The organism is Chelatococcus sp. KU-N122, assembly GCF_055391085.1.
Genome location: NZ_AP043981.1, coordinates 1,173,333 through 1,197,730 on the forward strand (window position 1 = coordinate 1,173,333; position 24,398 = coordinate 1,197,730).

Below are 24,398 nucleotides of genomic sequence, written 5' to 3' on the forward strand. Positions count from 1 at the left end.
TGCGGCGCCTCGACGCGTCACCCTGTCGATAGGTGCCCCCGCATGAGCGCAGTTGCCCGGAGCCTGCCCGCGTCCCTCCCAGCCGATCTCGCAAGCCGCATCGATGCGAGCGGTTATGCGGTGGTGGACGGCTTCGTCCGGCCCGACGAGCTGAGGGCGGCGCAGGCGTTCGTCCGCAGCGCGGTGGCCGGCAACGGCGGCGAATACGTCGGGTTCTCGGGCCACACCGATCTCGGCGGCACCTTCCTGGAGCGCCTTCCGGCCGACCCGGCGTTCGTCGGCCTGTGCCGCGGCATTTACCAGCAGGGGAGCGGCGCACCGGCACCGGACGTGGGCTTCTATCAGATCCTGCGCTGCCTCTCCGGCACCCAGGCGAAGCATCACTCCATGCGCTTCCACTACGACTCGTACGTCCTGACGGCGCTTATCCCCATCATGATGCCGTCGCGCGGCAGCAAGGGCAATCTGATCATCTTTCCGCAGACGCGGCCGATCCGGAAATCGTACGGCGCCAATCTCCTCGACAAGATTCTCGTCGACAACGGACTGTCCCAGGCGCTCTTCAAGTACGCCTACAGGCGGCAATTCCGCCGCATGGTCAGCCTCGAGCTGACGCCGGGCAATCTGTACTTCTTCTGGGGCTACCGATCCCTGCACACCAACGAGCCCTGCGACGCGGACGAGATCCGGTCGACCGCGCTGTTCCACTACGTGGACCCGCACGCGCAGAGCGGCTTCAAGCGGATGATGCGGGCACCCGCCCCGCAGCTGACCGGAGCGGCGACAGGCTGATCCGCCTCGCCCTCGCGCGGCCGGCGTTCGCGCGGAAAGGCCGCCGTCGGCACACGCCGCTTCCGCCGTGGCGGCCCATGGCTTAAACCGCGGGGTATGCCAGTCGCCTGCCCTCCCTCCGTTCGTCGCCCATGAGCAGCAGCGTCGCGATCATCGGTGCCGGCCCCGCCGGCCTGATGGCGGCGGAGGTGGTGGCCGGCGCCGGCCACCGCGTCGTCGTCTACGAGCGCATGCCCTCTCCGGCACGAAAGTTCCTGATGGCCGGCCGCGGCGGCCTCAACCTCACCCACTCGGAGCCGCTCGACCGCTTGCTGACGCGCTACGGGCCGCAAGCCCCGTGGCTTGCACCGGCGATTCGCGCCTTCCCGCCAGAGGCTCTGCGCACCTGGTGCGAAGGCCTGGACCAACCCACCTTCGTCGGCTCCAGCGGCCGGGTGTTCCCGCACGCTTTCAAGGCATCTCCCCTGCTGCGCGCCTGGCTCGGCCGGCTCGCCGGCCTCGGCGTCGAGCTCAGGCTGCGCCACCGCTGGCGCGGCTGGAGCGGCGACGGTGCGGCGCTGGTGTTCGACGGGCCGGACGGCGCGCCGGTCATGGCACGCCCCGACGCCTGCGTGCTGGCGCTCGGCGGGGCGAGCTGGCCCAGGCTCGGCGCCGACGGCAGCTGGGTGTCGCCGCTGGGCGCGGCGGGCATCCCCGTCACCGACCTGGCGCCGGCCAATTGCGGGCTCCTGGTCGCCTGGACACCGCTGCTGCGCGCGCGCCATGCCGGCACGCCGCTGAAGCGCATCGCGCTCACGCTGGGCCGCCGCACGGTACGCGGCGAAGCGGTGCTCACCGAGACGGGCCTGGAGGGCGGCGCCGTCTACGCGCTGACACGCGACGTGCGCGCCGCGTTGGACCGCGGCGAGCGCCCCCTGGTGCACCTCGACCTCCGCCCCGACCTGACGCAAGCCGAGCTGGCGCAGCAGCTCGGCCGCGCCGGTGGCCGGCCGTCGCTCGCCAACCGGCTGCGCAAGGCGGGCCTGCCGCCCGCAGCCGCGGCCCTGCTGCGCGAGACCGAGCACCGGCCGGGACAGCCGGACCCGCCGCCGACGGCGGCGGACGCCGCAACGCTCGCCCGGCGCATCAAGGCCGTGCCGATCCCCGTCGACGGCCTGGCCGGCCTCGCCCGCGCCATCTCCACCGCCGGCGGCGTCGCGCAAGACGGGGTCGACGCGCGCTTCATGCTGCGGGCCCGCCCCGGCACCTTCGTCGCCGGCGAGATGCTCGACTGGGAGGCACCGACCGGCGGCTACCTGCTGCAGGCGACACTGGCGACCGGCGCCGCCGCTGGGCGAGGGGTGCTGACGTGGCTCGCCGCACGAAGTGGGGATACCACCGCGACAAGCTGCACGAGCCCCATTGCGCCCCCGGCCCAGCTCGGCTAGTGTCCGCGCCCTGGCTAGCACCCGTAGCTCAGCTGGATAGAGCGTTGCCCTCCGAAGGCAAAGGTCACACGTTCGAATCGTGTCGGGTGCGCCAAAGAACTCGCAAATACAGTAGGTTGGCACGAGACCGCGAGCGTTCCTACCGCTGGCGTGCACCGCGGAAGCACGGCGGAAACAACCGACCGCAAGCTGTGGGATAGAGTGTCGCACCTGCTGCGGTAGATGCCGGATGGATTTCCCGACGAAGGCGAGCGCGGGAGCTTGTGGAAAAGCTGGGGTCTCGACCTTCAAGAAGCCAAGCGCCAACGGCGTGCGAGTCATATGGGGTCCGCAACCGTGCCAAGGTTGGGTTCGAGGGTTCGAATCCCCTCGCCCGCTCCAAATCTCCGCAAGGAAATCAGGCATTTGCGGGAGGGCCGTCTGTCCGCGGCCCGTTCCTCTTCTGGGCGCGGCCAACACCTGATCAACACGCATGCGCTCGCGTCGTCGGCGCCAACTGCCATCATTTTGATGAGCGGCGCCAGTGGTCCTGATCAACGATCTCCGGGCTGATGCGGCGGCACTCGGCATACGCACGCGTAATCACCCGAGCTACGATGCTCATTGCCTGGTCGAGACGATTACGACGCGCCCGAGGATGGAATTGCCCTCGGCATAGGCATGGGCCTCGGCGGCGGCCGCAAGTGGAAACGTTCTGTCCACTATCACCTTGAGATCCCCGGTCGCCGCCAGCTCCAGCATCCCGGAAACAGTGCGGTAGACATCCGGCTTGTCCAATTGCGTTCCCATGAAGACGCCGAAAAGCGAATGGTTCGCCTGCAGCGCGGGCCAAAGATCGATACTGAGCTGCGAACCGCCGGCGTTGCCGACGAAGACCAGACGCCCCTCGGAGCGGAGCGCCGCCAGGGACCTTTGCAGGGTGGCTCCTACCGGGTCCAAGACAAGATCGGCGCCACGCCCCTCCGTCAGACGCAGGACCGTATCGACGACGTCGGCTGAGCGATGATCGATCGCATGATCGAGGCCAAGCCCGCCAAGGCGTTCGGCCCTCTCGACCCCGGAGACCGTTGCAAGCACGGTCGCGCCAGCCCGATGCGCGAGTTGGATGGCGGCGAGCCCGACGCCGCCGGCACCTGCCTGGATGAGGACAGTTTCGCCACGCTTCAAACCACCCCGTGCGAAGAGGCAGTGATGAGCGGTTCCGAATGCGATCGGCAGAGCTGCGGCGGCGGCCATGTCGAGTCCTTCCGGCACAGGCCAGGTCCGGCTGGCGGCAACGGCACGCAACTCCGCGTGCGACCCGGCGAGATCGAAGCTCGTCACCTTCTGGCCCACATGGCGATCCGACACGTTCTCTCCGACCGCGATGATTTCACCTGCGGCCGCATAGCCGACGACGAAGGCTGGATGGGGTGGCGACGAGGACGCACGATTGATCAGGTCACCGCCCTCAATGGCGGCAGCCTCGACGCGGATCAGGACCCCGTCGCTCGGGCAAACCGGATCGGGGACATCCGCGTAGCGAAGGACATCCGGCGCGCCGGGGCGATCGTAGATGGCTGCTTTCATGGCTCTCTCACTGCGTCATCACTCGCTTGAGAGAACGGTCAGACGCGTCAGCAAGAGGGGCATTGTTTACGAGCATTGCCAGGCCGGTTTCGTCCCGGATCAACCGATCCAGATTTGAAAAATCCTGCTCGTTGGTCAGGTCTGCCATGACCGTCCGGACGCCGACACCATGAGTGTTGGCCAGACGCTCGGCAAGATCGCGCAGGCGCTGGGCTCGGCGAGCCACCAACACCAGATCGTAGCCACGTCGGCAAGGCGGCCGGCGAATACGGCACCGATCCCGGAAGAGACGCCCGTAACGATGGCGACAGGTCTTGTGGCTGGCACCTTTTGTTCCCATCGTGCTCCTGGCATTGCCGGAGAGCCGCGCCCGCAGCCACTTCAGTTCGTGACGAACTTCAGAAGGTCGGCGTTCAGCACGTCGGCGTTCACCGTCAGCATCCCGTGCGAGAAACCGGGATAGGTCTTCAGCGAGCCGTTCGGCAGCAGCTTGACCGCCTTCAAAGCCGAGGCGGCGATCGGAACGACCTGGTCGTCCTCACCGTGCAGCACCAGCGTCGGCACGGTGATCGCCTTGAGGTCCTCGGTCTGGTCGGTTTCCGAGAAGGCCTTGATGCCGTCGTAATGCGCCTTGGCGCTACCCATCATGCCCTGCCGCCACCAGTTCTGGATCACGCCTTCATGCACCGTCGCGCCTTCCCGATTGAAGCCGTAGAACGGGCCTGACGGGACGTCGCGGAAGAACTGCGCGCGATTGCCGGCCAGCGCCGTCCGAAAGCCATCGAAGACCTCCATGGGTGTTCCTTCGAGGTTGTCGTCGGTCTTCAGCATCAGCGGCGGAATGGCGGCGACGAGGACGGCCTTGGCCACCCGGCCCGCGGGTTCGCCGAACTTGGCCACGTAACGCGCCACTTCGCCGCCACCGGTGGAATGACCGATGTGAACCGCGTTCTTCAGATCCAGCGCCTTGGCGACGGCAAAGGCGTCGGCCGCGTAGTGGTCGATGTCGTGCCCCTCGGCGACCTGCTCCGAGCGTCCGTGGCCGCGCCGGTCATGCGCGATGACGCGATAACCCTTCGACAGGAAGAAAAGCATCTGCGCATCCCAGTCGTCGGAGCTGAGCGGCCAGCCATGGTGGAAGACGATCGGGCGGGCGTCCTTGGGACCCCAGTCCTTGTAGAAAATCTGTACGTCGTCGTCGGTCGTGACAAAGCCCATGGCGTGGTCTCCTTCTTGAAGGTCAGGAACGACAGGCCCCACGGCATGCGCGGTGGCCAGCGGAAAGGCGAAACTCGCAGCGAGCGCCGAGGCCGAGATCAGGGCGTCGCGGCGGTTGAGCGGCAGGCCAAGGGTGAAGACGGGAGGCATGGAGAAGTCTCCGCGAGTTATTCAAAAGCAGCGCGGTAGGATCACACGTAGTCACCGCACATGAACGGGTCTGTTGCGGCGGACCAGATCGAGCCACTTCGGCGGAAGGCTTCACCGGCTGCCAGTCAGCCAGGATCAGCATCCGCGCACATCGTATTCATTGCTGACATCAAAAGGCGCCGCGAGCTGGTAGGACTGGTGATCGCTCAGAACGCGTACCGAGTCTTCGGGACGAAGAAGCGAACCAAAGCCGTTACGAGGATCATCAAGATTTCCTTTCTCTGCCGCTATGAACGGCAATGGGTTCAACGGACGCATGCACGAGCGGGCCACGTCGCCTCGACGCAACCTGCCGTTCCCTTCGGCGATACGGTAGTGCCATAGTCAGGCAAACTGTGTCGCGAAATGAGGAACGCCGAATTGGACATCGAAGATCTACGGACATTCGTCGCAGTGGCCGACGCAGGGGGCGTATCGGCGGCCGCGCGCCGGCTTGGCGTCTCCAAGTCGATCGTCAGTCGGCGGCTTTTACGGATCGAAGCGGAGCTTGGCGTCCAGCTTCTTGCGCGAACGACCCGCGGCGCGGCGCTTACGGAAGCGGGCGTCACGTTCAGGGATCATGCGGGCCGAGCCAGCGCCGAGATCGACACCGCCAGGGAAGCGATCCTCCCCACCGGTGAGTTGCGCGGCCGCCTGCGGGTCGCCATGCCGCTGACTTTCGGCCCGACGCACTTCGCCCCCGTGCTTGCGGACATGGCGCGCCAGCACCCGCAGCTTCACATTCATACCTCCTACAGCGATCGCTTCGTCGATCTCATCGCAGAGGGCTTCGATTGCGCGATCCGGGGCGCCTATCTTCAGGACTCCAACCTGATCGCGAAGCGCATCGGGCCGATCCATGGAAAGCTTGTCGCAAGCGCGCATTATATCGAAGCGCACGGGTCACCCGAGACTCCGGATGAACTCGTCACCCATCAGGCCCTCATGCAGGGAACGGAAGCCTGGCAGTTCATGGATGGCAGCAAGATCGTCACGGTCCAGCCGCAGGGCAGGTTCAAGGCCGACAGCGCCACGGCGCTTGCCGCCGCGGCGGCGGCAGGTCTCGGCATCGCCTGGCTCCCCGACTGCATCACACATGAATATGTGACCTCCGGCGCGCTGGTCCCGATCTTGACACGCTATCCGGTACCTCCGGGGGCCGCGTATGTCGTCCGCCCGCCGGGTCAGCATCCCACGCGGAAAGTGCGGGTGCTCACGGAAATGCTGACTGAGTATTTCAGACGGAATCCGGAACTTTGGGGTGTCGACGATTAGTTAGAACGCGAACGGTGCGCAGCCTTATCAAAGAATTGCCTTCGACAGTCGCCCTACTGCGAGCCGCTGAGCTCGACGACATTGCCCACACATTCCACTTACTGCGACACAGCTTGACGTATCACAGGGCTAGTTGGGCAGACGGTCGCCCGCCGGTCTAGGCATTCGTCGGGCCGAAAGCGCTCTTCCCGCTCGCGCGGTTCGGGTTAGTCGAAATCGGCATTCGCATCGGCAAGGGCGAGGCCTCCTAGAAACCCAAGAACCGCCGACATCGACAACGTCCACGAACGTCTTCAGATCTTCGATATCCTATGCAGCGTTCCCCATTCTGCGACACAGTTTTACGGATCATGGAGCTATCGTAATTCCCGTAAAGGCGGCAAATACAAGGCATCGTTTCAGCAGTTCATACCGTCTGAAACTGACGCGAGAAGAGGATAATCGTGACCTTTCGCAATGGCCTTAATTCGCTCCTTCGTCCTGAAGATTCGGTTCTCGTCCTGATCGACCATCAGCCTTACCAGCTGGCCAATCTAAACAGCCACGACCCTCATATGGTCGTCAACAATACGACGGCTCTTGCGAAGCTGGCAAAAGCCTTCAATGTTCCGACTATTCTCACCAGCGTGATCGCGGCGCGCGGTGGACTTCTCTTTAAGCAGATCACCGACGTATTTCCGGACCAGGACGTCATCGATCGCACCTGGGTGAACACCTGGCAGGACGAGAATGTGGTGAGCGTCGTCAAGGCGACTGGCCGCAAGCAGCTGATCATCGCCGGCCTGTGGACCGAGGTCTGCGTCGCAATGCCTGTCATCCAGGCCGCCGGCGAAGGCTGGGACGTGACCGTGATCACCGACGCGTCGGGCGGCATTTCGAAGGAATCTCACGAAGTTGCCATCCAGCGAATGATCGCGGCCGGCGCGAATGTGATGACCGTGATGGCGCTCGCTGGCGAATGGCAACGCGATTGGGCGCGCACCGAGCATGTCGAGGAGCTGACCGAGATTCTCATCCAGCACTTCGGCGGCAGCGGCATCGCGTATCTTTGGGAGCAGCAACTGCTCAACACGCCGGTGCCGAAAGCGGCCGGCTGATCGAAGCGGGATGACGAGAATCCTGCGCGATGCATTCCGCTGGAACTGAATGCTTGTCGGGATCCGTCATCCCATCTCGACGCTCAGCCGGACGTAGGCACGCTCAGCATCAATCGCGTCGCTCCAGCCGGAGCGGCTGGCGACTGCCGATGACGTCGATCCGGGGCTTCGTCGTCGCGATTATCGTCGGTGCTACACAGGTCGAGGCACAGGCACAGGTCGGGACCGATGTCGGCCGCGCGCCGACCTTGACGATCGAGCGTTACCCCGAAAGCTGGTCTTATCTGGCAGACCCCGCCCGGCGGACAGGGCGGTGGACGGAGCCGTTCAAATACATCCCTTTGAGCGCGGACGGATCGACCTATCTCACGACAGGCCTCGAAGTCCGATCCCGCTACGAAGGCTATGCCAATGTCCGCTGGGGTGAAGCGCCGGACGACGGCTATGTCTGGCATCGCTTCATGCCCTATGCCGATTTCCATGTGGGAAAGCTGCGCCTGTTCGCTCAGCCTATGGTCTCCGGGATCTCGGGCGTCCGCCGCGCTAAGCGGCCGGTCGATACGACCGGCGCGGATATGCTGCAGGCATTCGTCGAGGTGGAGATGGATGTCGCGGAGGCGACCTCGCTGCGGATGTCGGCAGGTCGCAAGCTGATCTCGCTGGGCGCGGGACGCTTCGTCGACACGCGCTACGGTCCCAATATCCCTCAGGCCTTCGACGGCTTCGACATGTCTCTGACGGGCAAGGCCTGGCAGCTGACGGCGCTCTATACTCGCCCGGTCGACAACAGGCTTGACGATTTCGACGATCGGACCTCGACCCAGAAGACACTCTGGGGCGTCTATGCGACGCGATGGCTGGGCGAAACTCGGACGAATGGCTTCGACGTCTTCTATCTCGGCCTACGCGATCGCAACGCGGTCTACGACCAGGGCGCCGGCAAGGAGCTGGTCCACACTTTCGGCGCCCGGCTGTTCGGAGACACCGGCTCCTCATACTGGAACCTCGAAGCCGCCGTTCAGCACGGAACCTTCGCGAACCACCGCAGGGCGGCATGGGGCATCGGCGGCGAGATTGGCCATCGTTTTCCACAAGCGCCGCTGCAGCCCGACCTCAGGCTCGCCGCTGATGTGATTTCGGGCGACGACGATCTGGACGATCCGCAACTGGGAACGCTCAATCCCCTCTTTCCAAGAGGCAAGTACTTTGTGTCTCAGTCGCCGATCGGGCCGCGCAACCTGATCCAGGTTCGGCCTTCCATCACGATCCATCCGTACAAGAACGTCGAGCTGTCGCTGTCGGGTTCGGCCTATTGGCGACAGAGCACCGACGACGGCATCTATGCGATCTCGGGCGCCCTCGTGCGCAGCGGCAAAGGCAGCGATGCGCGCTTCATCGGAACACAGGCCGAAATCGCCGTCGGCTGGCAGGCCACGCCGGAGCTCAACCTGGCGGCCTCGGTTGGCGTCTTCGATCCAGGAACGTTCACTCAGGAGACCGGCCCAGCTCAGGTCATCAAGCTGATCGGCGTCATGGCGAACTATCGGTTCTGACCATGCCGTCCTTCGCTGCTCTCGAACCCATGTCCCCACGCCGCGCCGCTGAACGAGCTTAAGGATCACCTATGGAAATCGGTATCGACAGTTTTGCAGCGATCCTCCCCGATCCGGCGACGGGCAAACCTCCCTCGCCGACCGATCGCATGGCCGATCTCCTCGAGGAGGTCGAGGCCGCCGACCGGGCCGGGCTCGATGTCTTCGGCATCGGCGAGCACCATCGCGCCGAGTTTCTCGATTCCGCGCCGGCGATCATCCTGGCCGCCGCCGCGGCCCGCACCAGCCGGATCCGACTGACGAGCGCCGTGACGGTGCTGAGCGCTGCCGACCCGGTCCGGGTCTTCCAGGAGTTCGCGACGCTGGACCTGATCGCCAGGGGTCGCGCTGAGATCGTCGTCGGCCGAGGCTCGTTCGGCGAAGCCTATCCGCTGTTCGGCGCGGACCCGCGGGACTATGACGACCTCTTCGCCGAGAAGCTCGATCTGCTCCTGAAGTTGAACGAGACGACCTATCCGATCTGGAAGGGTCGCTTCCGCGCGGCACTGGAGGGACGGGGCGTCTATCCGCGTCCCCATCAGCCGCGCCTGCCGCTCTGGATCGGCGTCGGCGGCACACCGCAATCCTTCGCTCGCGCCGGCACGCTCGGGCTGCCGCTGATGGTGGCGATCATCGGCGGCACCTTCGAGCGCTTCCGTCCGCTCGTCGATCTCTATCGCGAGGCTGGCACGAGTGCCGGGCATAGCCCTGACAAGCTCAAGGTGGGCGTCCATGCGATGGGCTTCGTCGGCGAAACCGACGCGGCGGCCAAAGACGCGTTCTTCCCGGGCTGGGCGCATCTGACGGGAAGGATCGGCCGCGAGCGCGGCTGGCCGCCGCCGTCGCGCCAGCAGTTCGACGCCATGGCCAGTCCGGAAGGCGCATTCCTGATCGGCGATCCAAGGACGGTCGCAGCCAAGATGCTTCATGCCGGCGAGGTGCTCGGCGGTGTCTCGCGCATCACCTTCCAGATGAGCACCGCCTCGCTCGAAACGGCGGCGATGAAGCGTTCGATCCAGCTCCTGGGCACCGAGGTCGCGCCGATCGTCCGGGCGGCCACGCGCGAAACCGAGAAGGCGACCTGATGGCTGCAGCGAGCTTGGGGCAGACGATCGCTCCTGCGATTGTCCTGATGGGAGCGGCCGTGGTTGCCGTGCCGCTGTTCCGGCGGCTCGGCCTCGGATCGGTCCTCGGTTACTTCGCCGCCGGCGTGCTGGTGGGGCCATCGGTGCTCGGCCTGTTCACCGATGCCCGGTCGATCCTGCACTTCTCCGAGCTCGGCGTGGTGATGTTCCTGTTCGTGATCGGACTGGAATTGCGCCCGCCCAAGCTATGGGCGATGCGCAGCCTGATCTTCGGACTGGGCCTCGCCCAGGTCGCCGCCGCGATCGCGGCCCTTGCGCTGACGGGCGCGGTGGTGTTCGGGCTGTCCGGTCCGGTCGCTTTCATTGCCGGGGCGGGCTTCGTCCTGTCCTCGACCGCCGTCATCATGTCCGTGCTGCAGGACCGCGGTGAGATGTCGAGCGCGGAGGGCCAGAAGTCGGTCGCGATCCTCCTGTTCGAGGATCTGATGATCGTGCCGCTTCTGGCGGTGGTCGCCGTTCTGTCGCCTCTCTCGCACGGGCAGGCGGGATGGACCGCCATTCTGGTGGCGGTTGCTGCGCTGTCTGCGCTCCTGGGGGTGTCGCGCTGGGGATTGAACCCATTCTTCGCCCTGCTGGCCCGGGCGCGGACGCGCGAAGTCCTGACGGCGGGCGCGCTCCTGGTGGTCCTCGGTGCAGCGCTGCTCATGGAGGTCGCCGGGCTGTCGATGGCGATGGGCGCCTTCCTTGCCGGAGTGATGCTGTCGAGCTCGACCTACCGGCACCAGATCGAAAGCGACATAGAGCCGTTTCGCGGCCTGCTGATGGGGCTGTTCTTCCTGGCCGTCGGCATGTCGCTCGACCTCGCCGTCGTCGCGGCCGAATGGCGGCTTCTTCTGTCCATGCTGGCCGCGTTCACGGTCGCGAAGGGGGCCGTGGTCTATGCGGTCGCCCGGCTGTTCGGCGGCTCCAGCCACCAGGCACAGCACCGAACCTCCATGTTCCTGCAGGGTGGCGAGTTCGCCTTCGTGCTCTATGCCGCGGCGACGTCGGGCGGCGTGATCGATGCGCGGGAGAACGCACTGTTCTCCACCGTCGTGATCCTGTCCATGGCCCTGACCCCGCTGCTCATGATCGCAGCTGATCGGCTTTTGCGCAGCGAAGCATCGATGGACGGCGTCGACGTCGCCCGCGATCTGAAGGGACGGATCCTCCTCATCGGCTTCGGCCGCTTCGGCCAGATCGCGTCGCAGGCGCTGCTCTCCAAGGGCGTTGACCTCGCCGTCATCGACAAAGAGCCCGACCGGATCCGCGACGCGGGACGATACGGCTTCAAGGTCTACTTCGGCGATGGCGCCCGGCTCGACGTCCTGCGCCACTCCGGCGCGAGGTTGGCCGATGCGATCATGATCTGCATCGACGATCCCAAGGCCGCGATGCAGATCGTGGAACTGGCGCGGCACGAATTTCCGCAGGCCAGGCTCCTGGTGCGAAGCCATGACCGTGGACATGCGATCGAACTGATCCGCGCGGGTGTCGACTATCAGATCCGCGAGACGGTCGAAGCCGCCTATCTGATGGGAGCGGCGGGCCTGCGGGCCTTGGGCTTTGCCGACGTCGACATCGAGGAAGCCGCCAAGGACATTCGCCGGCGCGATACAGAGCGGCTGGCCGAGCAGGTCCAGGGCGACGCCATGTCGGGCAGCGATAGGTTGATCCTCCAGCCCCTAGCAGAGCCGCTAACGGCACCGCCGACTCATAGCAGGCCGCAGAGCTAGATCGCCGCACGAGCCACCGAACTCGACGGGCGTAAAGCGATGGATGCAGATGCGGTGACGGGCCGCCCAGCAGGATTGCGAGCGGGCAAACCTCCGCGCAGTGGAAACGAGCATGCCTTGGCCGGAATCCTTCTGTTATATCAGCAAGTTCCGGCCGATATTCCCGCCTCGTTCTGGAGGGCTATAGCGTAGCTGTATTTATCATTTTCGCCCGGAGCAGCGCACCAGTATTTTCAATTACTTAACAAAATTTTCCCCGACGTTGTAAGAACTGTGTAAGCACTTCAGCGAGAGTGAAAGGCGGTTCCAGCGTGCTGGGGCAGCGGCCCTCCCCAATGCTGACGGTGCGAAGGGGGCAGAGGTAGCGAGCGCAAAAACTTGCAGAGAGGAAGAAAAGCGCGACGTCCAGTGGGCTCCGCTCGATCCGCAGTCCACTTCTGCGTCGCACCCAGCCTTTTCTGCCAGACCAAATACGCCGCGCGCCGGTGGTCATACTCAAACTCCATGTCGTCGAAATCGACAAAAAAGTTGCATCGGCAGAGTGCCGCAGAGGCGCCCGGCTGAGGAGCTGACGCCCGGCGCGCGTCGTCGAGCTGTCGCACAACATTGACCGGCGTTTCCTCAAGGGGTTCGCGCTAGCGCCGGTGGCGGAATGCACTGGGTGTCGCCTCCGCAGGCTGACACAGCTTCTCCAGATCGCCCGGATGCCATGTGGCTGTCGCGCAGCGCTAAAGCTTTAGCTGGAAAAGTAAGACCTTGAATGGCTGACAAACGTCAGGCAAATAGGACGCAATCGATGCGACCGCGGTCAATGGCGCGTTGCCGCCGCGGCCAAGGGCGAAGACGTCCACAGAATCCAAGGGAGGATCGGACATGCGAATGAATAGACCGCGGTTCGTGGTCGCTGGTGATCCGTTCGCCCCGCCTGCGCGCAAACGTGCGTCGCAGGATCGGGGGTGGACGTTTCAGGCGCCAGTCCTCATCGCAACGAGGGAGAGCGACCAGTGAGTTCGACGAGAGCGCTCATGGAGCCCGACGATGGGCGGCCGCTCGCGGGCATCCGCGTGATTGAAACCGGCGGCGGGGTTGCTGGCGGCTGGTGCGGCAGGCTCTTTGCAGACCTCGGGGCCGATGTGGCGCGGCTTGAGCCCGCCACCGGAGACGGACTGTCGACGCGGCGGGAAGAGCCTGATGCACCGGAGACGCAGGGCCTGTTACGCGCGTGGCTCGACGCGGGCAAGACGGTGTCGACGCGTCTTGATCTTGACGATTGTGACGTACTGATTGTGGGCGAGGATCATCGAGGGCCGGTCCCGCGATCCAGCGCACGCCGCGCCGTGGTCGACATTAGCTGGCTTGGCCGGTCCGGACCCTACGCGAACTGGCGCGGCGCGGAGCTCGTCGTGCAGGCGCTGAGCGGGATGGTCCATCCTTGCGGGCCGGCCGAAGGCCCGCCGCAATTTCTTGGCGACATTCAATCCGCCATCGTCGGCGGCGTCACGGCGTTTGTCGCCGGCATGGTGGCGCTGGTCACCGATCCCGCGGGTGGGCAACGTACGTTCGAGGTCAGCATTCTCGAGAGCTACATGGTGCTCGCCGAGCTTCAGGCGGCCGACGCCGAGCAACTGGGACGTCCCGTCACACGCGAGGGTGTCAACCGTTTCCATCCGACCTGTCCGCTGGGCATCCATCGCTGCAGGGAGGGTTGGCTGGGCGTGACGGTGATTACCGCCGCGCAATGGCAGGCGTTCTGCGAGATCTTGGATCTGGCGGAACTCGCGGCGGATCCGGCCTATGCGACCATCAACCTCCGCTCCGAGCGGGTGGAGATTCTGGAGCGGGCCATCGACGAGCGCCTCGCTTGCCGCACAGCCCATGAGTGGGCCGCGATCGGCCGTGAAAAGCGCGTGCCGATGGTCGTCGTGCCGGATGCGGAGGGCATCCTGCATCATCCGGTGTTCGCGGCGCGACGGTCCCTGACCCCGGTGCGGGCGAACGGGCGTGACCTGGTAGGGCCGCGCTCTCCCGTGCGCGTCGGTTCTCCTGCGGCCGAGGCCGGAGGAGAACACCAGCCGCCACTGGGTGCCCCGGGAGCGCCGCTCGCCGGGCTTCGCATCGCCGATTTCTCGATGGGTTGGGCCGGCCCCCTGGCCACACGGCTGCTGGCTGATCTCGGTGCGGAGGTCATCAAGATCGAGGCGGGCCGCTATCCGGATTGGTGGCGCGCGACCGAGTGGTCGCCTGAGGCCGTCGCTCGAAAGCAGTACGAGGAAAGCCGCCGCTTCGCCGCCCTAAACCGTGGCAAGAAGAGCATCAGCCTCGACCTGACAAACAACGAAGGTCTCGACATAGCCCGTCTTCTCGTACGGTCGTGCGACGTGGTGATCGAAAATCAGGCCGCCGGGGTGATGGGCCGCCTGGGGCTCGGTTTTGTCGACCTGAGCCGCGTCCGCCCCGACTTGATCATGCTCTCCATGTCGGCCTACGGCAGCGGCAACGAATGGTCCCATACGCGCGCCTATGGCTCGACCCTCGAGCAGGGCTCGGGCCTTCCGTCCTTCCGCGGCGCCCCGAGCGGACCACCGGCGATGGCGCACATCGCCTATGGCGATCCGATCGGTGGCGTATACGGCGCGGCGTCGATCCTTGCCGCCCTGCACCATCGCCAACGCGTGGGGGCCGGCCAGTGGATCAATCTCAGCCAGATCGAATGCATGTTGCCGTTCGCTGCACCGGCAATTCTAACCCGTGGCGCGACAGGACGAGAACCAGCACGCTACCACAACGGCCATGCCGAGATGTCGCCCCATGGCATTTACCCCGCCGCGCGCGACGACAGCTGGGTGGCCGTGGCCGTCGGCGACCCCGGAGCCTGGGCCGCGTTGGCGCGGACGCTGGGGCAGACCGACTGGTTGGTCGGAGCCTTCGACGATCCCTCCACGCGACGCGCACACGCGGAGGGAATTGACGCAGTCATCCGCGACTGGACTCGGACGCGGGACGCCGCCGAGGCCGCTCTCCTCTTGCAGCAGGCCGGCGTGATCGCCGCGCCAGTCCTGACGCCGGAAGCCGCCTTCTCGGACGCCCATCTTCTGGCCCGAAACTTCTTTCACCAGCTCGAGCGAGACTATGTGGGCCGCCAAAGGCAGGCTGGCATGGCGATCATGGAGAACGCGGACCGCTACAAAGTCCGCGGGCCCGCCCCCTACTTTGGCAACGACAGCCACGAGGTGCTCGTCGCGACGCTTGGGATCGAGCCGTCGGTCTTCGCCCAGATGGTCGCGAGAGGCGTGATCAGCTTAACGCCGACGGAATTGCGCCGGTAGCTCCCAGCTCAAGAAGCACATCCGATACTTTTGAAGTCGGGCCGCGGCGAAACGTGCTCGGCCCTTCGCCAAGATCATGACCCTGGCCGAGAGTCCAGCCCATAGGTCCAAGCTAACGTGGAGACGAATCTGTGACCGATCGATACAAGTCGAACACGGGCGATCTGCTGTCGAGGCTCGAGGACGGCGTCCTTGTGCTGACGATGAACCGACCCGAGCGGCGCAACGCGATGTCGCAAGCGATGACCGAAGCAATGGCGGATGCGTTGGGGCAGGCCGAAACGGATCCCGACGTCCGCGTGGTGATCCTGACCGGCGCTGGCGGCGCCTTCTGCGCAGGCGGCGACGTGAAGGTGATGGCCGAAAGCGGAGCGGCAGACGACGACATCGACTCCCTCATCCACAAACAGCGTCTGAACCAACGAGCCACCGCTGGCCGCCTGTTTGAAATGCCCAAGCCGACAATCGCCGCTCTGCCGGGCGCCGCAGCAGGTGCCGGGTTCTCACTCGCGCTTGCCTGCGATCTGCGGGTGGCAGCTGATTCTGCCGTTCTGACGACGGCTTTCGCGAAGGTTGGCTTCAGCGGCGACTACGGCGGCACCTACTTCCTGACACAGCTCGTAGGTGCGGCCAAGGCACGCGAGCTGTACTTCTTGTCCGACCGGATCGACGCTCTCGAAGCGGAGCGCCTCGGCCTCGTCAATCGGGTCGTGGCCCCCGAAGCGCTGGAAGCCGAGACCATGGCGCTCGCGCTCCGGCTTGCCGCGGGACCGCCCGTCGCATACCGCTACATGAAGGAGAATCTCAATCGTGCCATGGCCGGATCGATGGGCGAGTGCCTGGATCTCGAAGCCACGCACCACGTCCATGCGGGCCGCACCGAAGATCACAAGAATGCCGCACGTTCGTTTGTCGACAAGCGCGTGCCCATCTTTCGGGGCCGGTGAAGGACCGAGTTGCGGAAGCCGTCCAAGTCTCCGTACGGGCTCGTGTCGGAGACCGTGGAAAACCGATGCGAGCTCGGACGGCCAAGTGCAAACCGCTCCGAGCCCGCCACGATGGCATCATCGGTGGATACAGCGTCGGCGCCTCAAAGAAGCGGCCGCCCGGTGAAGGCGCTGGATGCGCTCCTTCAAATCGATTGACCAGCAATCGAGGATGCCTCATCAAACTCCAAATCGTCTTAATCGGTGCCTCCAGAGCCGTGCGACTATGGGGCGAAAGGTGGAAATGGTAGTCAAAGCTCGAGCAAATTCTAAGAAGGATCGCGAAGGCAATCTCATCGAGGCGAAAGTCGAGTCAATTCGAGACCTCGAACTTGTGGAAGCGCGCCGTGAACAACTACTCGATGCGGCCTTGGAGCTTTTCCTCCAAAAGGGTTACGCCTCGACCACGATTCGAGACATCTGCGGCCGCTCCGGCATAAACCCGGCGAGCATTTATGATTATGTGGCAAACAAGCAAGATATTTTGCGCCGTCTCCTCAACAATCTCTGGTTCCGCTCGGATCAACCGTTGTTACCGGACCGATTGGCGGCGCAGGGCGATGAATCGCTCGAGCAAATCCTGAACGAAGTCTTCAAGGATGCCTGGGGCGCACGGCGCAAGAGCCACCTGCTCGCCTATCGTACGGTTCCGCATCTCGACGCCCAGGATCGCGCCGTGCTTCGACAGCGGGAGGAGAGGCTGCTCGGCGCGCTGACCCGGGAACTGCGGCGACGCACAGGCGCCGCCGCCGATGACAAGCGCGTCGAAGTCGTCGCCAACTTCATCACCTATGTGAATGCCTTCGGCCCGTTTCGGGACTGGCTGAGCCAGGACATCGACGAGGATCTGGTCCGGCGCACGGTCGTCTCCGGCCTTCTGGCGATGATCGACCAGCTTGCCGAACCGCCGCAAGGTCCCGCATGAAGCACGAGGCTGCGGTCAAATCAGCTGCCATTTCCAGACCCGAGCGGCGGATCACTGCCCCCGGAAAGCGGGCGCGCGGCGCTCGACGAAGCTCTGCACGCCCTCTTTGAAGTCGAACGTCGAAAAGCTCTCGTTCATCTGGGCATCGGCGGCCTTCAGCGAATCTGCAAAGCTCTGCAAATACGATGCCCGCACTTGACGCTTCATCACCGCTACGGAGCGGGGCGAGACGTCGTTGGCCAGCACCTGCGCCACCTCGGCGACATGTGGTCTTAAGGAACCTGCGGGCACAGCCTTGTTGACGAGGCCGATCTTCTCCGCTTCCGCCCCGGTGAACTTGCGGGCGCTGAACAGCAGGTCGAGCGCATTCGCCTCGCCGATCAGACGGGGCAGGAGCCAGGCAATGCCGTGCTCGGCAATGAGCCCGCGCGCTGCGAAGGCCGTGGTGAATTTCGCATCTTCGGCAGCAAAGCGGAGATCGGCGTAAAGGGCGAAGATCAAGCCGATGCCTGCGCATGGGCCGTTGATCGCGGCGATGATCGGCTTGGGGCAACTGTAGAGATAGCCGAAGCGGCCGGGATAAGCCTCGCCCAGGCTTGGCCCCGGCGCATGCGGGAAGCCGACGTCTTCAGGATACAGGCCTTCGGCTCCGCTCTCCCCGCGCCCGTCGGCCGTGCCCTGCAGCCCGTCCATGTCTGCGCCAGCGCAGAAGCCGCGGCCCGCGCCGGTCACGACGATGCAGCGATTGTCGTCGGCGTTGCCGGCTCGCCCCACCGCATCACGCACTTCGTCGGCCATGACGTGCGTCCAGGCGTTCAGACGATCGGGGCGATTGAGCGTGATCGTGGTCACGCGATCGGCCGTCTCGACGACGATTTGTTCATAGTTGCTCATCGGGCTCTCCTCCTATTCTTATCTTAGTGAACGGGTCTCTCCTCGCACGTTGGCGGTTCAACGCGCGCCGGCGTTCAATTCACCTTTCGAATCTCACCGCGCGTCGCCTGGACATGCGCGATGATGACCCGAGCGCGCCAAGGAGCCGAATGTACGCTCTGATCTCAGATCGAATCGCTCCCCCGCGCTCTTCGTCCCGGAGCATCATGCCGGCCGTCGAACATGCAGGCGCAGCCGGCCGCGGCCGAACACCTGACGTTTGTCAGGTATGGAGATTTCGGCGCGCCGTCAATAGTTCGGTTGCGCGTTCGGCGGTTCATCCCGGACCGACGCTCCAAACGCCCCCTTGACGGCAGCCTCTCTCCACCCTTAGCTTGCCTGACGATCGTCAGCCGCCCGCACGGCGAAGCATGTCGACAGAAATCAAAAGGTCCTAGGGAGAAGAAGGTGCAAACTTGGCCAGTCGACGGTTCCGCAACGGCGCGGCAGCTGCGCGGGCGCCCGCCCGATACGCATCAATCCTTCAGCTGTCGCAGGATTGGCTGAGCCATGGTGGACACGAATCTTTTCGACCTCACGGGCAAGGTCGCGCTGTTGACCGGTGCCTCGAAAGGAATGGGCCGCGCGATGGCAGAAGCTCTCGTCGCGCATGGCGCCACCGTTGTGATCTCGTCGCGCAAGCAGGATCAACTCGATGCCGCGGCGGCGGCCATGAACGAAAGCTGCGGAGCGAAGCGTGCTCATGCGGTCGCCTGCAATGCCGGCCGCAAGAATGAACTGCGAGAGCTGGTCGATAAGACGCATGAACTTGCAGGGCCGATCGACATCCTGATCGGCAACGCCGGAGTCAATGTCTTTTACGGTCCGATTTCGGAAATATCGGACGAAGCCTACGACAAAACAATGTCGACGAATGTCCATTCCAATCTCTGGCTGGCCAAGATGGTGGCGCCGGACATGGTGGCGAAGGGCTCCGGTTCGATGATCTTCACGGCCAGCGTCGGTGCCTTTTCGCCGTCGCTGACGCTGGGCACCTATGGCATGTCGAAGCTGGCACTGATCGGCCTGGTGCGCAATCTTGCTGCGGAGTTCGGCCCGAGCGGCCTACGCGTCAACGCAATCTGTCCAGGTCTGATCCGCACCGACTTCGCAAAGGCGCTTTGGGACAATCCTGAAGCTGAGGCGATGGCCAAGAGCGAGATCCCGCTGCGCCGATTGGGCGAGCCGGACGATTTCGGCGGGGTCGCAGTGTTCCTCGCCTCCGATGCCAGCAGATACGTCACCGGCCAGGCCCTGACCGTCTGCGGGGGATCCGACATGTGGGCCTGACCGCGCGGAGTGAACCGCTTCGCTCTCTCATGGGCCCATCAGCGGTCTTTTGCGAGCGGTTGTGGCGTGCGCGTTGGCACAAGCATGGCTCGTCGTAAAGCGATGTATACCGCGCCGATAACGGGTTAGGCAGGCACCCGCGAGCGCGCGATACAACCAATTATATTCATAAGAACGCCTGCCACCGGAGGATAAATATGAGCTATTCGAGACGATCCGTTTTGATCGGCGGCGCAGCGTTCGCCGCAACCGCGGCGGCGCCCGTCCGGAGGGCTCTGTCACAATCGGCGCCTCTGCGCATCGGCGTCATGTTTCCGATGTCAGGCATCGGCGCGGAGGCGGGGGCCGCTTGGCTGCGGGGCGCGGAACTGGCTGCCGCCCAGTGGAACCAGGCGGGTGGTTTGCTCGGCCGGCAGATCGAGCTGGTGGTGCGGGACGACAAATACTCGAGCGCCGGGTCGGTCGCGGCCGGGCGCGAGCTCGCGGGCATGGGCGTCAACCTGCTCGTCGGCGCCTCGCAATCGCCGATGGCGTTGGGATTGTCCCCCGTCCTGGGCGAGCTGAAGGCTGTCTGTGTCGCACCGACACCGGCCGCCATGTCGCTCACCCACGAGAACTTCAACCGGAACTTCTTCCGGCTCTGCCCGAACGCCTACACGCTCTATGGCGGGCTCGCGAGGATTGCGGCCACCCGTCATCCCGACGTGAGCGAATGGGCGACGATCTCGTTCGACAGCGAGTATGGCCGCGATTCTGTTCGCTTCTTCGAGCACGGCGTGCGCCGCGCCGCAGCCGGCCGCAGCATCAACTTCCAGCCACCAATCTTCGTGCCGCCGACCAAGACCGATCTCAAGGTGGAGATCAACGCGCTGATGAACTCGCCAGCGCAGGGGCTCTACCTCGGGCTGATCGCCGCTCCGTGCATCAGCTTCCTGCAGCAGGCCCGCGCCGTCGGCCTCAGCCGTAAGCTCAAGGTGATCGGCGAGGCTGGCACCGACCTGCTCATCGGCCGGGCCATGCAGAAATCCACGCCGACCAACCTTTGGTCGTGCAGCTATTGGTTCCCGCAGGACGAGCCCTTCAAGAGCAACCCGATCAGCAATTCACTCTACAAGGAGTATATCGCCGCCACCAACGACCGGCATCCCATCGGTCTTCTGACCACCAGCCACCGTTCGTGTCTGGCCCTATTCAACGCAGTGAAGAAGGCCGGCAGCACGGATACCGAAAGCGTCATTGCCGCCCTCGAGGGTCTGACCTTCGACACCATCGGCGGCCCATACTCGATCCGCAAGGAGGACCATCAGGGCTACGGCACGTCCTTCTATGCCAAGGTCGGACCGCGCGACACCGATCCATTCTATGGGCTCGACGTTCTGGAGCAACTCTCCGACCGGGAGGTGATCGAACCGCCGACCCCGGGTCAGAAGTTCGAGCTGCCCGGCTGACACAGCCGTTCCGACCATGCCGACCGGTCATGCTTCGCCCCGCAGCGGCGGGGCGCCTGTGCGCGGGGAATGACGCGATGAACCAGATCCTGTTTGCCGGCTTCAATGCCCTGGCGTTCGGCATGTCCATCTTCCTGGTGGCGGCCGGGCTGACGCTCATCTTCGGCATCCTGAAGCTGCTGAACATGGCGCAGGGCGCCTTCTTCATGATCGGCGCCTACGTGGCCTTCTCGATCCTCGGCACGGGGGCGTCGTCCCTGGGCTCGTTCATGCTTGCGGCGCTGGGGGCGGGGCTCGCGGTGGCTCTGCTGGGCCTCGTCACCGACCGGCTCGTGCTGACGCGCCTGCGGCATGTGGACTACCACTACGTGCTGATTGCGACGTTCGCGCTGATGATGGTCTGCAACGGGCTGGTGAAGCTGATCTGGGGCGTCGACTTCGTCAGCGTGAACCCGCCGACGATCCTGGACGAGCCGATCGAGATCGGGTCGCTGTTCGTGTCGCGCTACACGCTCTTCATCATCGCCGCCGGCTTCGTCGTCTACCTCATCATGGAAGTGGCGCTGCACCGGCTGTGGTTCGGCAAGCTGATGCAGGCGCTGGCGACCGACTCGTGGATGGCGGGCCTGCTCGGGCTCAACGTGCCGTTGGGGCTCGCGCTCAGTGTGATGGTGAGCTTCTTCCTCGCCGGGCTGGCCGGCGGCCTGCTGCTGCCGAACCAGAGCCTGTCCCCGCAGCTCGGCGATTCCTACCTGCTCTACGCCTTCTTCGCCGTGATCATCGGCGGGCTTGGCAACATCCGCGGCGCCTTCGTCGGGTCCATCCTGCTCGGCCTGGTGAGCAGCCTCAACACCGTGTTTCTGCCGGAGATGCCGGGCATCGCGATCTACGTGGCGCTCGCCATCTTCCTGTTCGTCCGTCCGGCCGGCCTGTTTCCGAGCCTCGCCACGCAGGCCGCGCCGGACGCGGATGAGGGCAGCGGCATGGCGCGGTCACGCATCGGCCGCGGCGTATGGCAGGCGCTCGGCCTGACGGTCGCGGCCTTCGCCGCGAGCCTGCCGCTGTGGGCCAACGAAGGCCTCCTTTTCCTCGCCGGCACGACCCTGGTGCAGGGGCTGTTCGCCCTATCCTGGAACATCCTGTTCGGCTACGCCGGGCTCGCTTCGTTCGGCCACGCGGCCTTCTTCGCCCTCGGCGCCTATCTCTCCGGCGCCATCCTGCGCTACTGGCCGGCAGTGCCGTTCCTCGGCACGCTGCTTACCGCGGCGGCCCTGGGCGCCGCAGTCGCGTTCGTGGTCGGCGCGCTGGCGCTCCGCCGGATGAGCGGCATCTTCCTCGCCGTGCTGACGGTCGCCCTGAGCGAAGCCATGCGGGTGCTCATCGGGTACAGCTCGCTGCTCGGGCGCGAGGACGGGCTCGTCAACATCCCAAGGCCCGTGCTGCACCTGCCGTTCGCCGTCAACCTCGCGAGCTCGGCGGCCTATTTCTGGTTCCTCCTCGTTACGACGGCAGCGATCATCGGAGCGCTCTGGTGGGTCCTGCACGGCCGCTATGGGCGCAAGCTGCTGAGCGTCCGCCAGGACCCGGAGCGGGCCGCCTTCCTTGGTCTCAACGTCACGGGCGTGCGGATCGGCGCCTTCATGCTGTCGGGCGGCGTAGCGGCCGTCGCCGGCGCGCTCTACGCCCCATGGGCCAGGATCGTCACCCTCGACGAGGTGCACTGGCTCGCCTCCACGCAGCCGGTGCTCAATGCCATGCTGGGCGGCGTCAACTCGTTCTGGGGCCCGCTGCTCGGCTCGGCCGTGTTCACCGCCATCAACTACGGCACGCGCACGCTGGTCGGCCTGTCGGAGCTGATCGTCGGCACGATCCTGCTGTTCATCGTGCTGGTGGCGCCGGGCGGCATCGTCGGCGTGCTGCGCTCCCTCGAGGCGGCGTGGTTCCGGCGCCGTCCGCAGGTGCCTGCTGCGATAGGTTCGGCATCCGGCATGGGAGCACGCCCATGAGCGCCATTCTCGACGTGGCCGCCGTCTCCAAGAGCTACGGCTCGCTCGCCGTTCTGAAAAGCGTCTCGCTTGACGTGCTGCGGAGCGAGATCTTCGCCATCATCGGCCCAAACGGGGCCGGCAAGACGACGCTCTTCAAGGTCATGACGGGCGAGAGCCCCTGCAACGGCGGCCGCGTCAGCTTTGACGGCGCCGACGTGACCCGCGAGCCGGCGCACCAGAGGGTGCGTCGGGGCATGGGCCGCACCTTCCAGGTGGCGCGCGTGTTCCGCGACTTCACGGTGCGCGACAACATCGTGGTGGCGATCGAGGCGCGGCGCCGCAACGCCGGCGAGCGGGTCGGTCCCGCGCTGTCGATCGCGCCGGCCGCGGAGATCGTGGAGGAGGCGGACGAGCTGATCCGCGACATCGGGCTCGACCATGTGCGCTACAGCCAGGCGAGCCTCCTCTCCCACGGCGACAAGAAGCGGCTGGAGTTCCTGATCGCGCTCGCCCTCAAGCCGTCGATCCTGATGCTGGACGAGCCGACCGCGGGCATGTCGCCCAGCGATCGCGTCGGCATCGCCAAGCTCATCGAGCGCATTCGCGACGAGCGCGGCATCACCGTGGTGATGACCGAGCACGACATGGACATCGTCTTCAGCTTGGCCAACCGGATCATGGTGCTCAACTACGGCCAGGTTGTCGCCACCGGCACGGTGGCGGACATCCGCGCCGATGAGGCGGTCCGTGAGGTCTATCTCGGCAAGGAGATGTACAGTGCTTGAGGTCGCCAACCTCGATGCGTTCTACGGCGACGGCCAGATCCTGCACGGCATCGCCCTCGACGCCGCACAAGGCGAGCGCGTCGCGGTGCTCGGCCGCAACGGCGCCGGCAAGTCCACGCTGCTCAAGAGCCTGATGAACGCCGGGCCGCGCGTCTCCGGGGCGATCCGCTTCGACGGCCGGCTCCTTGCCGGCATGCCCGCCTACCGGCGGGCGCAGCTGGGGCTGGCGCTGGTGCCGGAGGACAGGCGCATCTACGCGCACCTTACGGTGCTGGAGAATATCGCCATCGCCCGCTACGGCGCCGCCGGCCGCAAGGCGATGGAGCCACACCACATTCTCGAGCGCTTCAGCATGCTGAAGCCGCTGGAGGCCCGCTACGGCGGCCAGCTCAGCGGCGGCCAGCAGCAGTTGCTCGCCGTGGGCCGCGCCTTCGCCGCCGGTCCACGGCTGCTGCTGCTCGACGAGCCCACCGAGGGGCTGGCGCCGGTCATCGTCGAGCAGATGGCGCACGAGATTGCCGCCATCTGTGACGACGAGAAGGTCGGCCTGGTGCTGTGCGAGCAAAACATCTGGTTCGCCCGCGCCTGCACCAGCCGCCTCTACCTCATCGACACCGGGCGCATCGTCTTCGCCGGCAACTGGGACGAGTTCGACCGCAACGCCGACCTGAAGCAGCGATATCTCGCGGTCTAGGGAG

At 65.4% G+C, this 24,398-nt stretch carries 19 protein-coding genes and 1 tRNA gene; 16 read left to right on the forward strand and 4 right to left on the reverse strand.

Annotated features, from left to right (window positions below):
* The first annotated feature begins 42 nt into the window (after positions 1-42).
* The 3 genes from ACZ5PO_RS05220 to ACZ5PO_RS05230 all read left to right on the forward strand — a co-directional run bounded on the left by ACZ5PO_RS05220 (position 43) and on the right by ACZ5PO_RS05230 (position 2,313).
* A complete protein-coding gene (locus ACZ5PO_RS05220) occupies positions 43-792 on the forward strand; it encodes a hypothetical protein (RefSeq protein WP_464190977.1) in 750 nt (249 codons plus the stop codon).
* Positions 793-923: 131 nt separating this feature from the next.
* On the forward strand, positions 924-2,219 hold the full coding sequence (locus ACZ5PO_RS05225) for a BaiN/RdsA family NAD(P)/FAD-dependent oxidoreductase (protein WP_464190979.1): 1,296 nt from the start codon (positions 924-926) through the stop codon (positions 2,217-2,219).
* A 17-nt stretch (positions 2,220-2,236) separates the two neighbouring features.
* Positions 2,237-2,313: transfer RNA gene (locus tag ACZ5PO_RS05230), tRNA-Arg, on the forward strand.
* 506 nt (positions 2,314-2,819) lie between these two features.
* On the opposite strand, the gene ACZ5PO_RS05235 is transcribed toward ACZ5PO_RS05230, so the two are convergent.
* The 3 genes from ACZ5PO_RS05235 to ACZ5PO_RS05245 form a co-directional block, all read right to left on the reverse strand.
* Complete coding sequence (locus tag ACZ5PO_RS05235; RefSeq protein WP_464190981.1) at positions 2,820-3,788, reverse strand: quinone oxidoreductase family protein; 969 nt, start codon at positions 3,786-3,788, stop codon at positions 2,820-2,822.
* 7 nt (positions 3,789-3,795) lie between these two features.
* The gene (locus ACZ5PO_RS05240) at positions 3,796-4,014 is read right to left on the reverse strand and encodes a hypothetical protein (protein ID WP_464190983.1); all 219 of its coding nucleotides are present in this window, start codon (positions 4,012-4,014) and stop codon (positions 3,796-3,798) included.
* A 155-nt stretch (positions 4,015-4,169) separates the two neighbouring features.
* Positions 4,170-5,006 carry an alpha/beta fold hydrolase gene (locus tag ACZ5PO_RS05245; RefSeq protein WP_464196686.1) on the reverse strand — a complete coding sequence of 279 codons (837 nt, stop codon included), beginning with the start codon at positions 5,004-5,006 and terminating at the stop codon, positions 4,170-4,172.
* Positions 5,007-5,576: 570 nt separating this feature from the next.
* Here ACZ5PO_RS05245 and ACZ5PO_RS05250 point away from each other — a divergent pair.
* The 8 genes from ACZ5PO_RS05250 to ACZ5PO_RS05285 all read left to right on the forward strand — a co-directional run bounded on the left by ACZ5PO_RS05250 (position 5,577) and on the right by ACZ5PO_RS05285 (position 17,256).
* Entirely contained in the window at positions 5,577-6,470 is an 894-nt protein-coding gene (locus tag ACZ5PO_RS05250; RefSeq protein WP_464190985.1) for a LysR family transcriptional regulator, read from the forward strand.
* Positions 6,471-6,913: 443 nt separating this feature from the next.
* Positions 6,914-7,567 (forward strand): hydrolase, encoded by a 654-nt coding sequence (locus ACZ5PO_RS05255; RefSeq protein WP_464190987.1) that lies wholly within the window; start codon positions 6,914-6,916, stop codon positions 7,565-7,567.
* A gap of 149 nt (positions 7,568-7,716) precedes the next feature.
* The gene (locus ACZ5PO_RS05260; protein ID WP_464190989.1) at positions 7,717-9,120 is read left to right on the forward strand and encodes an alginate export family protein; all 1,404 of its coding nucleotides are present in this window, start codon (positions 7,717-7,719) and stop codon (positions 9,118-9,120) included.
* Between the two features lie 71 nt (positions 9,121-9,191).
* On the forward strand, positions 9,192-10,244 hold the full coding sequence (locus ACZ5PO_RS05265) for an LLM class flavin-dependent oxidoreductase (RefSeq protein WP_464190991.1): 1,053 nt from the start codon (positions 9,192-9,194) through the stop codon (positions 10,242-10,244).
* Positions 10,244-12,019 carry a monovalent cation:proton antiporter-2 (CPA2) family protein gene (locus ACZ5PO_RS05270; RefSeq protein WP_464190993.1) on the forward strand — a complete coding sequence of 592 codons (1,776 nt, stop codon included), beginning with the start codon at positions 10,244-10,246 and terminating at the stop codon, positions 12,017-12,019. The genes ACZ5PO_RS05265 and ACZ5PO_RS05270 overlap by 1 nt, the downstream gene beginning before the upstream one ends.
* Before the next feature lie 1,025 nt (positions 12,020-13,044).
* Complete coding sequence (locus ACZ5PO_RS05275) at positions 13,045-15,345, forward strand: CaiB/BaiF CoA-transferase family protein (RefSeq protein WP_464190995.1); 2,301 nt, start codon at positions 13,045-13,047, stop codon at positions 15,343-15,345.
* A 131-nt stretch (positions 15,346-15,476) separates the two neighbouring features.
* The gene (locus ACZ5PO_RS05280; protein WP_464190997.1) at positions 15,477-16,292 is read left to right on the forward strand and encodes an enoyl-CoA hydratase; all 816 of its coding nucleotides are present in this window, start codon (positions 15,477-15,479) and stop codon (positions 16,290-16,292) included.
* A 283-nt stretch (positions 16,293-16,575) separates the two neighbouring features.
* Positions 16,576-17,256 carry a TetR/AcrR family transcriptional regulator gene (locus ACZ5PO_RS05285; protein WP_464196688.1) on the forward strand — a complete coding sequence of 227 codons (681 nt, stop codon included), beginning with the start codon at positions 16,576-16,578 and terminating at the stop codon, positions 17,254-17,256.
* A 51-nt stretch (positions 17,257-17,307) separates the two neighbouring features.
* Here ACZ5PO_RS05285 and ACZ5PO_RS05290 read toward each other — a convergent pair whose 3' ends face one another.
* The gene (locus ACZ5PO_RS05290; protein WP_464190999.1) at positions 17,308-18,150 is read right to left on the reverse strand and encodes an enoyl-CoA hydratase; all 843 of its coding nucleotides are present in this window, start codon (positions 18,148-18,150) and stop codon (positions 17,308-17,310) included.
* A 549-nt stretch (positions 18,151-18,699) separates the two neighbouring features.
* On the opposite strand from ACZ5PO_RS05290, the gene ACZ5PO_RS05295 reads away from it, so the two are divergent.
* The 5 genes from ACZ5PO_RS05295 (at position 18,700) to ACZ5PO_RS05315 (ending at position 24,394) form a co-directional block, all read left to right on the forward strand.
* Entirely contained in the window at positions 18,700-19,479 is a 780-nt protein-coding gene (locus ACZ5PO_RS05295; protein WP_464191001.1) for an SDR family NAD(P)-dependent oxidoreductase, read from the forward strand.
* A gap of 197 nt (positions 19,480-19,676) precedes the next feature.
* Entirely contained in the window at positions 19,677-20,927 is a 1,251-nt protein-coding gene (locus ACZ5PO_RS05300; protein ID WP_464191003.1) for an ABC transporter substrate-binding protein, read from the forward strand.
* A gap of 77 nt (positions 20,928-21,004) precedes the next feature.
* Entirely contained in the window at positions 21,005-22,933 is a 1,929-nt protein-coding gene (locus tag ACZ5PO_RS05305) for an ABC transporter permease (RefSeq protein ID WP_464191005.1), read from the forward strand.
* Positions 22,930-23,700, forward strand: coding sequence for an ABC transporter ATP-binding protein (locus tag ACZ5PO_RS05310; protein WP_464191007.1), 771 nt, complete (start codon positions 22,930-22,932; stop codon positions 23,698-23,700). Before ACZ5PO_RS05305 ends, ACZ5PO_RS05310 begins: the two co-directional genes overlap by 4 nt.
* A complete protein-coding gene (locus ACZ5PO_RS05315) occupies positions 23,693-24,394 on the forward strand; it encodes an ABC transporter ATP-binding protein (RefSeq protein WP_464191009.1) in 702 nt (233 codons plus the stop codon). The genes ACZ5PO_RS05310 and ACZ5PO_RS05315 overlap by 8 nt, the downstream gene beginning before the upstream one ends.
* Positions 24,395-24,398: the final 4 nt, after the last annotated feature.